A 12,575-nucleotide genomic window follows, 5' to 3' on the forward strand; every position below is an offset into this window, starting at 1 on the left:
ATGCGCGTGTGCCGGGTGGGACTGGTCGGGGCCGGCGGGGTGGCGCAGCGCCACGCCCGGGTGTTGGGCGGCTTCGAGGACGTGGAGATTCTCGGCGTGACCGACGTGACGCGCAGCGCGGCGGCCGAGTTGGCCGACGCGCACGGCGCCGCGACGTTCGCCGACGTGGACGAGCTGCTCGCGGCCGGCCCGGACGTGGTGTACGTCTGCGTGCCGCCGTTCGCGCACGGCCCGGTGGAGGAGGCGATCGTCGCCGCCGGGGTGCCGATGTTCGTGGAGAAACCCGTCTCGGTGGACCTGGACACCGCCGAGCGGATCGCCGACCTGGTGGCCCGGCGCGGGCTGCTCACCGGGGTCGGCCACCACTGGCGGTACCTGCACGTGGTGGACCAGGCCCGCGAGTTGCTCACCGGCCGGCCGGTGCGGATGGTCAGCGGGGCCTGGCTGGACAAGGTGCCGCCGGTGGCCTGGTGGGCCCGCCGGGACCGCTCCGGCGGCCCGGTGGTCGAGCAGGCGGCACACGTGCTGGACCTGATGCGCGCGCTGGTCGGCGAGGTCGCCGAGGTCACCGCGTACGGCGACGGCACCCCGCCACCGGTCGACGGGGCCGACATCGACTCGGTGACCACGGCCGCCCTGCGCTTCGCCGACGGGGCGGTGGGCACCCTCGCCGCCGCCTGCGTGCTCGGCTGGAAGCACCGGGCCGGGCTGGAGATCCTCGCCGACGGGCTGGCCCTGTCACTGGCCGAGGACGGCCTGACGATCCGCGACGCCGACGGCGAGCGGCACCTGCCCGCCGACCCCGACGGCGCTCGGATCGCCGTCGACCGGGCCTTCGTCGACGCGGTACGCGGCGTCGGCGACGACGTCCGGGTCCCGTACGCCGAGGCGCTCGGCACCCAGCGACTGGCCCTCGCGGTCGCCGAGTCGGCGGCCACCGGCCGGCCGGTGGCGCTGCCCACCGGCCCGGCCGCGACACCCCGGACGGCCACCGCGGCGGCCCCGGTGGGGGTGGGCGTCGATGCGTGACCGGGTGGTGGTGGTCAGCGGCCCCGGAAAGGTCGAGCTGGTCGAGCAGGACGCCGGTGAGCTGCGGGACGGCACGTTCCGGGTGGAGACGCTGTACAGCGGGGTGTCCGCCGGCACCGAGCTGAGCTTCGTCAAGGGCACCAACCCGTACCTCAACGTCACCTGGAACGCCGGCCTCGGGCTGTTCCAGCCCGGGGAGGCCAGCACCCCGTACCCGGTCGACCGGCTGGGCTACATGCAGGTGGGGCGGGTGGTGGAGAGCCGAACCCCGGCGGTCGCCGTGGGCACCGTCGGTGCGATGACCTACGGCCACCGCACCGGGTACGTCGCCGACCCGGTCGCCGAGCGGTTCGTCCCGCTGCCCGACGACCTCGACCCGCTGCTCGGCGTGTACGTCGCGCACATGGGCCCGATCTGCGCCAACGGGGTGCTGCACGCCGCCGCCGACCTCTGCGGCACCGACGTCCGGTCGCTCGGTGACGGGGTGCGCGGGCGCCGGGTCGCGGTGGTCGGCAGCGGGGTGGTGGCCCTGCTCACCGCCCTGTTCGCGAAGCGGCACGGCGCGGCCTCGGTGGTCGTGCTCGACCCGACCCCGCAGCGCCGGGCAGTCGCCGAGGCGCTCGGCCTCGAGACCCTCGACCCGGACGCCGACGACCCGGCGGTGGTGCTCAAGACCCGGTGGAACCACGCCGCCGGCGACCGGGGTGCCGACGTGGTCTTCCAGTGCCGGGGCCAGGCGTGGGCGTTGCAGCTCGCGTTGCGCCTGCTGCGCCCCCAGGGCACCGTGATCGACCTGGCCTTCTACCAGGCCGGTGCCGACGCCGTCCGGTTCGGCGAGGAGTTCCACCACAACGGGCTGTCGCTGCGCTGCGCCCAGATCGGGCGGGTGCCGCGCGGGCTCGCCCCGACCTGGGACCGGGAGCGGCTCTCGGCCGAGACGATCGAGCTGCTGCGGGCGTACGGCGACGTGATCCGCAAGCACCTGGTGTCGGCGGTGGTGCCGTTCGAGCAGGCCCCTTCGCTGCTCACCGACCTGGCCGAGCGCCGCCGCCAGGAGCTTCAGGTGGTGCTGGCCGGCTGATCGTGGCGGGCCGTGGCGGGCACCTCGCCCCGCCGTGGCCCGGCCGGGCCACGAAAGCCGGCCCGGGTCGCGTACCGTTGCGGCTCATGGGCGTGTCGCAACGGTTCAAGAGCAGGTTCCGGCGGTTCCTCCAGCGGCCCGGCACCACGGTCGATCTGGGCCCGCTGGAGAAGCTGCTGCCGGCCATCGAGGCCCGCGAGGAGGAGCTGTCGGCGCTGACCGACGCCGATCTCACCGAGGCCGCCGGCGTCGCCACCGGGTACGAGGAGATCTGCGCCGTCGGCCGGGAGGCCGCCCGGCGAGGGCTTGACCAGCGGCCGTACGACGTGCAGCTGCTCGGCGCGATGGCCCTGCTCTCCGGCAAGGTCGCCGAGATGGCCACCGGTGAGGGCAAGACCCTCACCGCCACGATCGCCGCGTACGGGCACGTCCGGCTCGGCAACGGCCCGGTGCACGTGCTCACCGTCAACGACTACCTGGCCCGCCGCGACGCCCAGTGGATGGAGCCGGTCTATGCCCTGCTCGGGCTGACCGTCGGCTGGGTCAACGAGGCGTCCACCCCGCAGGAGCGGCGCGACGCGTACGCCCGCGACGTCACCTACGTCTCGGTCAGCGAGGCCGGCTTCGACTACCTGCGCGACCAGCTCGTCACCGACATCGACGACCGGGTCCAGCCGCCGCTGGCCACGGCCATCGTCGACGAGGCCGACTCGATCCTGATCGACGAGGCCCGGGTGCCGATGGTCCTCGCGGGCGCGGTCGGCGGAGAGCAGGACCCGGTGCACACCGCCGCGGCGTTGATCCGCGGCCTGCGCAAGGGCAGGCACTACACGGTGGCCGAGGACGGCCGCAGCGTCGCCTTCACCTCCGTCGGCCTGGCCGCCGTCGAGGCCAAGCTGGGCGGCATCGACCTGTACGACTCCGACCACGTCGGGCAGCTCTCCGCGGTCAACGTGGCGCTGCACGCACACGCCCTGTTGCACCGCGACGTCGACTACATCGTCCGGGACGGCTCGGTGGAGCTGATCGACGAGATGCGCGGCCGGGTCGCGCAGCGCCGCCGCTGGCCCGATGGCCTCCAGGCGGCGGTCGAGGCGAAGGAAGGCCTGGACGCCACCGCCGAGGGCGAGGTGCTGGGCACCATCGCCGTGCAGGCGTACATCGCGCTCTACCCGAAGCTGTGCGGCATGACCGCCACGGCGGTGCTGGTCGGCGACCAGCTGCGCGAGTTCTTCGGCCTGGAGGTGGCGGTGATTCCGCCGAACACCCCCTGCATCCGCGAGGACGAGCCGGACCGGATCTACGCCACCCGGGCCGAGAAGGAGGAGGCGCTGGTCGACGAGATCAAGCGCTGCCACGACAAGGGCCGGCCGGTGCTGGTCGGCACCCTCGACGTCAAGGAGTCCGAGCAGCTCGCCGCCGGGCTGGACGCCGCCGGGGTGCCCTGCGTGGTGCTCAACGCCAAGAACGACGACGAGGAGGCGGCGATCATCGCCGAGGCCGGCGCGTACGGCTCGGTCACCGTCTCCACCCAGATGGCCGGCCGGGGCGTCGACATCCGGCTCGGCGGCAGCGACCAGGCCGACCGGGACCGCGTGGCCGAGCTGGGCGGCCTCTACGTGATCGGCGGCGGCCGGCACGACAGCCGCCGCGTCGACGACCAGCTGCGCGGCCGGGCCGGCCGGCAGGGCGACCCGGGCGGCTCGGTCTTCTGTGTCAGCCTCGAGGACGATCTGGTGGTCCGGCACGCCGGCGACGCCGTGCCGGCCTCGCCCCGGATGAACGCCGACGGACTGGTCACCGACCCGCAGGTCGACTACGCGGTGGAGCACGCCCAGCGGGTAGCCGAGGGCGTCAACCACGAGATCCACCGCAACACCTGGCGCTACAGCGTGGTCATCGAGCAGCAGCGTAAGGCCCTCGCCGAGCGGCGGGAGCGCCTGCTGACCAGCGACATCGCCGCGCTGATGCTGCTGGAGCGGGTGCCGGAGAAGGCCGAGGAGATGGACGAGGACCTGCTCGCCCGGGTGGCCCGGTCGATCGCCCTCTACCACCTCGACCGGCTGTGGGCCGAGCACCTGGCCGAGCTGTCGGAGGTGCGCGAGGGCGTGCACCTGCGCGCCCTGGGCCGGCTCGATCCGCTCGACGAGTTCCACCGGGCGGCGGTGCCGGCCTTCAACGCGCTGGTCCCGGAGATCGAGACCCGCACCATCGACACCTTCACCGAGACCGATTTCGACGACGACTGGGAGCCGGACGAGTCGACCCTGGTCCGCCCCAGCGCCACCTGGACGTACCTCGTCCACGACAACCCGTTCGGCTCGGAGCTGGACCGGCTCATCGCGTCGGTGGGCCGGCGGCTCAGCTCCGCCCCGCGCTGACCGCCGTCGGACGGCTCCCCCGCTCGGGGGAGCCGTCCCGGCTGCGGTGATCCGGCCTCCATCCCGGCTTTGACCGGGAAAGTAGGCCGCCTTTCGGCCGTTTCGACCCGGGTCGGCGAGGGTAGTAGCCCGGGCCGGACTAATCGGGAGAGAGCAGACGATGACACAGCCGAAGATCGGCGCGCGGCGCCGGTCACCGGCCGGCCCCGCGACGGGGGCGAGGGCCCGGTGAACCTGGAGACACAGGCCGCCGGCACCGAGACCCTGAGCGTCCTGGAGACTGCGGCGCTGCTGCGGGAGCTGACCGCCGGTCTCATCGTCGTGACCGATTTCGACGAGGCGCTGACCCGTCTGGTCCGGATCGCCCGCGCCGCTGTCGCCGGGGTCACCTGGTGTGGCTTCACCGCCCTGCGGGCCGGGGAGCCGGCGGGGGTGGCCGCCTCCGACCCGGCCCTGGCCGGCCTGGACGACCTGCGCCCCGGCCCCGACTCGCCGGCGATGAGCGCCATCCACCGCCGCGAGATGATCCTCTCGGAGGACCTGGTCCGGGAGTCCCGCTGGCCGGCCTGGACGGCCCAGGCCCGCGACCTCGGCGTACGCGGGGTGATCTCCGCTCCCGTCGACGTCGACGAGCAGGTCATCGGCGCGATCAACCTGTACGCCTCGGCGTCGGCGGTGCTGACCACCCGGCACCAGCTCACCGCGATGCTGCTCGCCGAGCACGCCGGGCTGCTGCTCGCGGCGGTGCGGGACCGGGAGCGGCGAACCGCCCAGGCCCACGCGCTGGACGCCGCGCAACTCGCCGACGGCGTGGTCGGGCAGGCCACCGGAGTGATCATGACCCAGCGGGGCTGCCCCGCCCCGGAGGCGCTCCAGGTGCTGCGCAGCGCCGCGCTGTCACTGGGCATCCCGGTGCGGGAGGTCGCCGAGCGCCTCGTGACCACGGTCTCCCGCCCCCGGGAGAACTGACCCACCACCGGTCCGTTCGACGGCGGTCAGCGGGCCCCGCAGTGTCCGATGTGCGTCCCGCCCCGGTCGGCCCGTCGTTTCCCTCCCGCCTTCCGGGGGTAGCACCCTGGAACCGGTGAGCTGAGACGACGGTGAGCTGATACGACCAGGGGAGACCACGATGGAGAGCCGGCTGCGAGTGCACGGGCACCCGATCCAACCGATGCTGGTGACGTTCCCGTTCGGGCTTTTCGTCAGCGCCACGGTCTTCGACCTGGCCGACGTGGCCGGGGGCCCGGCGTTCCTCGGGGAGGTCGGCTACTGGACGTCGGTCGCCGCGCTGGTCGCCGCCGGACTGTCCACCGTGGCCGGCATGGTCGACCTGTGGGACGCCACCGGCGGCCGGACCCACCGCACCAAGGTCACGTTCAACCTGGTCAACGTCACGATGGCCGCGTTGTTCCTGCTGACCTGCCTGGTCCGGTCGCACTCGCCGCAGCGCGGCGCGACCGGCGCGATGCTCGCCGCCGAACTGGTCGCGCTCGGCGTGGGCGGGGTCGGCGTGTGGCTCGGCGCCCGCCTGATGCGCCAGTTCGAGTCAGCCCGCGCCGAGGCGGACACCCTCGACGCGCTGGGCGGAGTGGCCGGCCCGACCGTGGAGATCGTCCGCCCCCGCGCCTGAGCCCCGTCGGGTGCCGGCCGCCGTCGGGTGCCGGCCGCCGTCGGGTGCCGGCCGCCGCCGGGTGGCGCGGTCGGGTGGCGCGGTCGGGTGGCGCCGGCCGGGGCGAATCGGGTTGCTCCACCGCCCGGCGGGCGGCCAGGCTGGCGGGATGAACGGGCGAGGGACCTTCGAGCAACTGCTGGCCGAGGGCGCGGCCGTGCCCGTACGGGGCTGGGACTTCTCCTGGCTGAACGACCGCGCCTGCGAGGAACGGCCGCCCTGGGGCTACGCCCGGCTGGTCGCCGACCGGATGGCGCGGGCCGGCGCGGCGCTGGACGTGGACACCGGCGGCGGCGAGGTGCTCGCCGAGGTGCCCCACCCGCCCCGGGTGCTGCTGGCCACCGAGGCGTGGCCGCCCAACGTCGAGGTGGCCCGGCGCGTGCTGCGCCCGCTCGGCGCGACGGTCCTGTGGGTCGCCGGGGGCGGCGACCTGCCGGTGCGGGACGCCACGCTGGACCTGGTGGTCAGCCGCCACCCGGTGTGCACCCGCTGGGACGAGGTCGCCCGGGTGCTGCGGCCGGGCGGGACGTTCCTGTCCCAGCAGATCCGGGGCGGCACCGTACGGGAATTGAGCGAGGCCCTGCTCGGCCCGCTGCCCCCGCCCGTGCGCCAGTTGCCCGAGCAGGCCGTGGCCGCCGCGGAGACGGCCGGGCTGACCGTGGTGGACCTGCGCGAGGCGACCCTGCGCACGGTGTTCTACGACATCGCCGCGGTGACCTACTTTCTGCGCAAGGTGGTCTGGACGGTGCCAGGGTTCACCGTCGCGCGGTACCGCCCGCAGCTCGCCCGCCTGCACGACCGGATCGAGCGTGAGGGCCCGTTCGTCGCCCACGCCCGGCGGTTCCTGATCGAGGCGGCCCGGCCCGCCTGACGCCCCCTCCCGTTTCCCCGCCCGCGCCAGTTCCCCGCCCCGTACTTTCCCTGCCCTTTCCCGTTCGCCCGCCACTGCCCGTTCGCCCGCCACTGCCCGTTCGCCCGCCACTGCCCGGTTGCGCCGTCACCCGCCAGGCCCCGCCGCTGTTCCCTTGTCCGCTAGTGCTCGATCATGCCGCCACCGCCCGGCTGCCCGGCCGTACCCGTTGGGTCCTATGGATCGGCCCCTATGGAGCTGCCCCGTTTGTGCTACCGGGTCGGCGGTAGCACAAACGGGGCAGCTCCATAGGGGCCGCCGGGCATCCCCCGCCTTGTCTGCCGGGCCGCCGGGCCGCCGCGCCGTTTTGCCGGGCTGCCGGGCCCGCCCACCCGGGCTGCGCGACCGCCACCACCAACTGCGGCCTCCCGTGCCTAAGCGCCGTCGGGCCGTCGAGCGCTGGCGGACCATCGGGCCATCGCGCCTCCGTCTCACCATCGCGCCTTCGTCTCACCATCGCGCCGTCGCGTCACCGTGCTGACCGTCCGGGAGAGGTCGGCGGCCTCGGGCCGGGCCCGGTCATCCGGTCAGCGGTGTGCCTCCGCGTGGTGCGCGGCGAGCACGTCCGCGCCGAAATCGCTGGCCGGGCGGCGCAGCACGGTGTGCGCGTGGTTGCCGTCGTCGCTCGTGTTGTCGTACTCGATCAGCAGGTCGTCGCCCTGCACCCGGTAGTAGTGGCGCTGGCCCGGCCGGGTCGGGCCGGCCCAGGCGAAGTGCAGCGGGCCGTCGGCGAGCCGGCCGGCCTCCCGGACGGCGAGTTCCGGCGGCAGCCGGTCGAGGTAGACGGCGACGAGTTGGTCGAGCATGGCCCGGCCGGTGGGGCCGAGCCGGTCGGCCGGCACCCCGAGTGGCGTGATCGACCCCGGTGCGTCCGGTCGGGTGGCGCTGATGATGTCGGCGGGCGCCTCGTCGGCGACGATCGCCGCCGCCCGCCCTGCCGGACCGATCGCGTCGAGCAGGGCGCGGGCCAGGTCCTCCTCGACACCGAGGGGCCGGGACACCGGATGCCCGGCGTGCCGGACGGTGGCCGGGTTCGCGCCCAGGAACACCGGGGCGGGGGAGACCTGGTCGTCGACCACGGTCATGCTCACCGACAGGTGGTGCCCCTCGAATCGCCACGCCCACCGGTCGTCGCGGGCCGGGTCGCCGAAGACCGCCACCCAGTAGTCGCCGCTGTGCCGCCCGCGCCGCCAGCCCTCGGCCCGGTCCAGCACCTCCTCCAGTGCGACGACGGCCATCGCCTGCGCGTACGCCGCCGGGCTGAGCCCGGTGGCCAGCAGCCGGTGTGCGGCCTTACGGCCGGCGCGGTCCAGGTCGGCCAGGCAGACCCCCGGTCGCGGCCGGGGCCGGTACTCCAGCCGTCGTCGGGCGGCGTCGTCGAAGGGGTACGCGGCGCGGGCCCGCCCCGCCTCGTCGAGCGCGCCGAGCAGCGCGGCGCCGGCCGTGCGCATCTGTTCGGGTACGGGATCTTCCACCGACCCTGTATACCCCGCCCGGGACCGTCCCGGGGTCAGCGGGCGGTGAGCAGGTCGAGCATCTCCGGCAGGTCGAAGAAGCGTGCGGTGTCCAGCGCGGACGGGCCGCCGTGCTCGGGATCGGCGCCGACGGCCAGCAGCGCGCGGACCGTGTCGGGGTTCTTCCGGAACACCGCGGCGGCCAGCGCGGTCTGGCCCCGGTCGTTGACCCGGGCGTGGTCGGCGCCGCGGTCCAGCAAAGCCGCCACGGTGTCGGGGTGGTTGTGGTACGCGGCCAGGATCAGCAGCGTGTCGCCCTTGTCGTTGGTCAGGTTGACTGGCAGTCCGGCGTCGACGTTCCCGCTCAGCTCCTCGGTGGCCCCATCTCGGGCGAGGTCGAACATGCGGTGGGCGAAGGCGAGGGTCTCCGCGTCCAGGTCGTCGCTCATCCGTCCAGGCTAGTCGGCGGGGGCGGCGGGCGGCCTGATAGCTTGCCGAGCCGGCGCGACCCCGCCGGGCGCAGCGCGAAGCCGGTGTCCCAGCATGCGGTATTGCCTACTAAACCTATAGGGTTTACATCCTATGCTGTCGGGGCACGCGTCACCGATTCCCCGCGAGGTCCCACCATGGTCACCAGCCGCCGTCCCGAGCCCGACCTGCTCGCCGTCGCCGCCCGGTACGCCGCCGACCCGGCCGGGTGGCCGGTCCCGCTGCACTTCGACCCCGACGAGCGGTGGTACGCCCGGCTCGCCGTCGCCGCCGACCACGAGGTGTGGGCGCTGAGCTGGCTGCCCGGCCAGGGCACCGACCTGCACGACCACGGCGGGTCCTCCGGGGCGTTCCTGGTCGTCGACGGTGTCCTCACCGAGGAGACGGTCAGCGGCGGCCGGCTGCGCCCGCACCGCCTCGCGGCCGGATCCGGCCGACGGTTCGGCACCCGGCACGTGCACGTGGTGACCAACCGCGGCGACCAGCCGGCGGTCAGCATGCACGTCTACCGGCCCGCGCTGACCCGGATGACCCGCTACCGGCTCGACGACGGGCGGCTGCGGGTGGCGGAGGTCGCCGAGGCCGGCGTCGCCTGGTGAGATCCCCATTGACCCCGATCGGGCGGACGACCGCCCGCCGTCCCTGGAAGGACCGAGAAATGTCGCACGACCACGCCCAGGACTGTCCCGCCCCCGTGCCGCCCCCCGGCTCCCGGGGCATCGACGAGATCCTCGCCGAGGCCCGGTCCCGACTGCGCCGGCTCGACCCGGAGCAGGCCCACGTGGCGTACCGCGGCGGCGCGCTGCTGGTCGACATCCGGCCGGCCGCGCAGCGCGCCGCGCACGGCACGGTTCCCGGCTCTCTCGCGATCGAGCGCAACGTGCTGGAGTGGCGCTTCGACCCCCGCTGTCCGGCGCGACTGCCCCAGGCCGTCGGCTACGACCTGCCGGTGGTGGTCCTCTGCCAGGAGGGCTACACCTCCTCGCTCGCCGCCGCCGCGCTCCAGGACATCGGGCTGCACCGCGCCACCGACGTGATCGGCGGCTTCGCCGCCTGGCGGATCGCCGGTCTGCCCACCCTCGGCCCCACGCCCCCGCTCCGTTCCCCGTCAGTCGCGTCGCCGGTCACCGCCGGCCGAGCGCACTTCTGACCGCCGCGCCCCACCGGGCGCGGCGGAGGCATCGCCATCGCAGGAGGCACCATGTCCGTCGTCGCCATCTCACCGCGCCCCCATCCGTCGGGACGCGCCGACCGGGCCCCGCAGGGCCGACCCGATCGCGCCCCGACGGGGCGGGCCGACCGGCTCCCGCCGACCCACCTCCGGTCCGCGCCGACGCTGACCGTCACCGTCGAGCTCACCCCCGGGCAGTTGACGCCCCGACTCGCCCGGCTCGTCGAGCTGCTGCGGGAGCTGGCCGAGTCGGGGGAGGGCACCCTGCTGGCCGGCCCGTCGGAACACCGTCGGGTGCTGGTGGAGCCGGGGGCCCCGGCGGAGCGCGGTCGTCCCGCGGAGGCCGGGCCGGCACCGTACGGGGTGTCGACCGGGGCGCGGCCCTACGCCGTCCCCTCGCCGCCGGAGGACCCGGACGAGGTACGCATCCTGGCCGCGTCCCGGGTGGTGCGGCAGGGCTCGCGGGTGATCCCGCTGACCCGCATCGAGTTCGACCTGCTGCACTTCCTGGCCGCGCACCCCCGCCGGGTCTTCACCCGCCTCCAACTGCTCAGCAGCGTCTGGGGCTACGAACACGCCGTGGCGCGCACCGTCGACGTGCACGTGCGCCGGTTGCGCGCCAAGCTCGGCGAGGCCACGCCCCTGGTCACCACCGTCTACGGCGTCGGCTACCGGCTCGCCGACGAGGCCCGGGTCAGCGTCGACCCCCACCGCTGAGCCGCCCCCGCTGTCCCCGCCGCCCCGCTGTCCCGCTGTCCGCTGTCCGCCGTCCGCCGTCCCGCGACGGGAGCGCGGATGCGGCGTACCCCGCCACGGGGGTGCGACGCGTCCGCGTGTCGGACGGCGACGACGTGCTGCCGGGCGTCCCCGCCGCCGAAACGGCAAGGCGGGCCCGGCGGGTACCCCCGTATCCCGTCATCGTGATGACTCTGCTGTAATCATCAAACCTCGTACGCAGAGCGAGCATCCGGCTCCGATGTGTTCGTCAATTGTCACATCCATGCAACGCAGCCGCCCCTTGACCCTCACCCGGGCGCCGGGAAGCATCGATGCAGCGGCGTCCCGGGCCGTGGGATACACCCGGACCAGCCAAGGAGGACCATGTCGGTCAGCCCCGCCTCGTCGCGCGCCGGATGGCATACGTCCCAGCCTGCGGTCCCCGGTCGTCCCCCCGGCGGTCAGCGCCGCCCCGCGAACACCACGACGCCCGTTCTCACCGTGACCCTCCACATCCCGCTGGCCGCCGAGGAGACGCTGACCCCGGCGGCCCGGCAGCTGCTCGACGCGGCCCGGGAGATGCTCGAACTGGGCGAGGCCGTCGTCTCCACCGGCCCCGCGCCGGAGCGCCGGCCGGACCAGGCACCCGGTGGGCGGTCGCCGTCCCGCCCGCTGGCCTCGATCGTCCCGGCGCTGCACATCCTGGCGTCGTCCCGGTCGGTGCTGCGCGAGGGCCAGCCGCTGCCCCTGACCCGGCTGGAGTTCGACCTCCTGCTGCACCTGGTCGCCCACCCGCGCCGCGTGTTCACCCGGCTGCAACTGCTCAACGCGGTCTGGGGCTACGAGCACGCCGGGGTGCGCACCGTCGACGTGCACGTGCGCCGGCTGCGCGGCAAGGTCGGGGTCGACGTGCCGCTGGTCACCACCGTCTACGGCGTCGGCTACCGGCTCGCCGACGACGCGCGGGTCACCATCGACCGCAGCGCCTGACCCGCCCGCCCGGCCGCGCGTCACGCGACCGGGCACCATGGTCGGATGCGGGTACGACCCATCTCCCCCGAGCGGCTCGTCACCGAGCTGACCGAACGGCTCGTCGCCGCCGAGGCGCCCGGCCGGCTCCGGGTCGCCGTGGACGGCGCCCAGGCGGCGGCCCCCGACGCGCTGGCCGACGCGCTGATCGCCCCGCTGCGCGCGCTCGGCAGGCCGGTGCTGCACGTGCGGGCCGAGGACTTCCTGCGGCCCGCGTCGGTCCGGCTGGAGTTCGGCCGGACCAACCCCGACGCGTACTACGAGAGCTGGGTCGACGAGCCGGGGCTGCGCCGGGAGGTCCTCGACCCGGCCGGGCCGGGCGGCTCCGGGCGGGTGCTGCCCTCGCTCTGGGACGCCCACGCCGACCGGGCCAGCCGGGCCGGGTACGTCACGCTGCCGCCCGACGGGATCGTGCTGCTCAGCGGCGCGCTGCTGCTCGGCGGCGGGCTGCCCGTCGACCTCGCCGTGCACCTGGAGATCTCCCCGGCCGCGCTGGCCCGGCGCACCGACCCCGCGCTGCGCTGGACCCTGCCGGCCTTCGCCCGGTACGCCGAGGAGGTCGCCCCGGCCGGCTTCGCCGACGTCGTGGTCCGCGTCGACGACCCCCGCCGCCCCGCCCTGGTGGAGCCGGTGTTCCCCGACTGA

13 protein-coding genes are annotated in these 12,575 nt (G+C 75.1%); 11 read left to right on the forward strand and 2 right to left on the reverse strand.

Annotated features, from left to right (window positions below):
- The 6 genes from OG559_RS24485 (at position 1) to OG559_RS24510 (ending at position 7,031) form a co-directional block, all read left to right on the forward strand.
- Positions 1–1,029, forward strand: a complete 1,029-nt coding sequence (locus tag OG559_RS24485; protein WP_405107513.1) for a Gfo/Idh/MocA family protein — start codon at positions 1–3, stop codon at positions 1,027–1,029.
- On the forward strand, positions 1,022–2,110 hold the full coding sequence (locus OG559_RS24490) for a zinc-binding dehydrogenase (protein WP_405107516.1): 1,089 nt from the start codon (positions 1,022–1,024) through the stop codon (positions 2,108–2,110). Before OG559_RS24485 ends, OG559_RS24490 begins: the two co-directional genes overlap by 8 nt.
- An 86-nt stretch (positions 2,111–2,196) precedes the next feature.
- A complete protein-coding gene (gene secA2, locus OG559_RS24495; protein ID WP_405107519.1) occupies positions 2,197–4,491 on the forward strand; it encodes an accessory Sec system translocase SecA2 in 2,295 nt (764 codons plus the stop codon).
- Positions 4,492–4,719: 228 nt separating this feature from the next.
- Positions 4,720–5,460 (forward strand): GAF domain-containing protein, encoded by a 741-nt coding sequence (locus OG559_RS24500; protein ID WP_405107522.1) that lies wholly within the window; start codon positions 4,720–4,722, stop codon positions 5,458–5,460.
- A gap of 160 nt (positions 5,461–5,620) precedes the next feature.
- On the forward strand, positions 5,621–6,121 hold the full coding sequence (locus tag OG559_RS24505; protein ID WP_405107525.1) for a DUF2231 domain-containing protein: 501 nt from the start codon (positions 5,621–5,623) through the stop codon (positions 6,119–6,121).
- 148 nt (positions 6,122–6,269) lie between these two features.
- Complete coding sequence (locus OG559_RS24510) at positions 6,270–7,031, forward strand: methyltransferase domain-containing protein (RefSeq protein ID WP_405107528.1); 762 nt, start codon at positions 6,270–6,272, stop codon at positions 7,029–7,031.
- 566 nt (positions 7,032–7,597) lie between these two features.
- On the opposite strand, the gene OG559_RS24515 is transcribed toward OG559_RS24510, so the two are convergent.
- On the reverse strand, positions 7,598–8,521 hold the full coding sequence (locus OG559_RS24515) for a DUF3500 domain-containing protein (RefSeq protein WP_405116935.1): 924 nt from the start codon (positions 8,519–8,521) through the stop codon (positions 7,598–7,600).
- A 59-nt stretch (positions 8,522–8,580) separates the two neighbouring features.
- Entirely contained in the window at positions 8,581–8,973 is a 393-nt protein-coding gene (locus tag OG559_RS24520; RefSeq protein ID WP_405107531.1) for an ankyrin repeat domain-containing protein, read from the reverse strand.
- A gap of 177 nt (positions 8,974–9,150) precedes the next feature.
- Between OG559_RS24520 and OG559_RS24525 the strand changes: the two genes are divergently transcribed.
- The 5 genes from OG559_RS24525 (at position 9,151) to OG559_RS24545 (ending at position 12,575) form a co-directional block, all read left to right on the forward strand.
- Entirely contained in the window at positions 9,151–9,612 is a 462-nt protein-coding gene (locus OG559_RS24525; protein ID WP_405107534.1) for a cysteine dioxygenase, read from the forward strand.
- Between the two features lie 59 nt (positions 9,613–9,671).
- Complete coding sequence (locus tag OG559_RS24530) at positions 9,672–10,163, forward strand: rhodanese-like domain-containing protein (RefSeq protein ID WP_405107537.1); 492 nt, start codon at positions 9,672–9,674, stop codon at positions 10,161–10,163.
- A gap of 51 nt (positions 10,164–10,214) precedes the next feature.
- A complete protein-coding gene (locus tag OG559_RS24535; RefSeq protein ID WP_405107540.1) occupies positions 10,215–10,901 on the forward strand; it encodes a winged helix-turn-helix domain-containing protein in 687 nt (228 codons plus the stop codon).
- Positions 10,902–11,285: 384 nt separating this feature from the next.
- Positions 11,286–11,891 carry a winged helix-turn-helix domain-containing protein gene (locus OG559_RS24540; RefSeq protein ID WP_405107542.1) on the forward strand — a complete coding sequence of 202 codons (606 nt, stop codon included), beginning with the start codon at positions 11,286–11,288 and terminating at the stop codon, positions 11,889–11,891.
- Positions 11,892–11,936: 45 nt separating this feature from the next.
- Positions 11,937–12,575 carry a uridine kinase gene (locus tag OG559_RS24545; protein ID WP_405107545.1) on the forward strand — a complete coding sequence of 213 codons (639 nt, stop codon included), beginning with the start codon at positions 11,937–11,939 and terminating at the stop codon, positions 12,573–12,575.

It is taken from the genome of Micromonospora sp. NBC_01405, from assembly GCF_045040155.1.
In the GTDB taxonomy this organism is placed as follows: Bacteria; Actinomycetota; Actinomycetes; order Mycobacteriales; family Micromonosporaceae; genus Micromonospora.

Coding starts and splice junctions, on each gene's coding strand:
- OG559_RS24485 (WP_405107513.1), top strand. CDS start 1: ATGCGCGTGTGCCGGGTGGGACTGGTCGGGGCCGGCGGGGTGGCGCAG.
- OG559_RS24490 (WP_405107516.1), top strand. CDS start 1,022: ATGCGTGACCGGGTGGTGGTGGTCAGCGGCCCCGGAAAGGTCGAGCTG.
- secA2 (WP_405107519.1), top strand. CDS start 2,197: ATGGGCGTGTCGCAACGGTTCAAGAGCAGGTTCCGGCGGTTCCTCCAG.
- OG559_RS24505 (WP_405107525.1), top strand. CDS start 5,621: ATGGAGAGCCGGCTGCGAGTGCACGGGCACCCGATCCAACCGATGCTG.
- OG559_RS24510 (WP_405107528.1), top strand. CDS start 6,270: ATGAACGGGCGAGGGACCTTCGAGCAACTGCTGGCCGAGGGCGCGGCC.
- OG559_RS24515 (WP_405116935.1), bottom strand. CDS start 8,521: ATGCGCACGGCCGGCGCCGCGCTGCTCGGCGCGCTCGACGAGGCGGGG.
- OG559_RS24520 (WP_405107531.1), bottom strand. CDS start 8,973: ATGAGCGACGACCTGGACGCGGAGACCCTCGCCTTCGCCCACCGCATG.
- OG559_RS24525 (WP_405107534.1), top strand. CDS start 9,151: ATGGTCACCAGCCGCCGTCCCGAGCCCGACCTGCTCGCCGTCGCCGCC.
- OG559_RS24530 (WP_405107537.1), top strand. CDS start 9,672: ATGTCGCACGACCACGCCCAGGACTGTCCCGCCCCCGTGCCGCCCCCC.
- OG559_RS24535 (WP_405107540.1), top strand. CDS start 10,215: ATGTCCGTCGTCGCCATCTCACCGCGCCCCCATCCGTCGGGACGCGCC.
- OG559_RS24540 (WP_405107542.1), top strand. CDS start 11,286: ATGTCGGTCAGCCCCGCCTCGTCGCGCGCCGGATGGCATACGTCCCAG.
- OG559_RS24545 (WP_405107545.1), top strand. CDS start 11,937: ATGCGGGTACGACCCATCTCCCCCGAGCGGCTCGTCACCGAGCTGACC.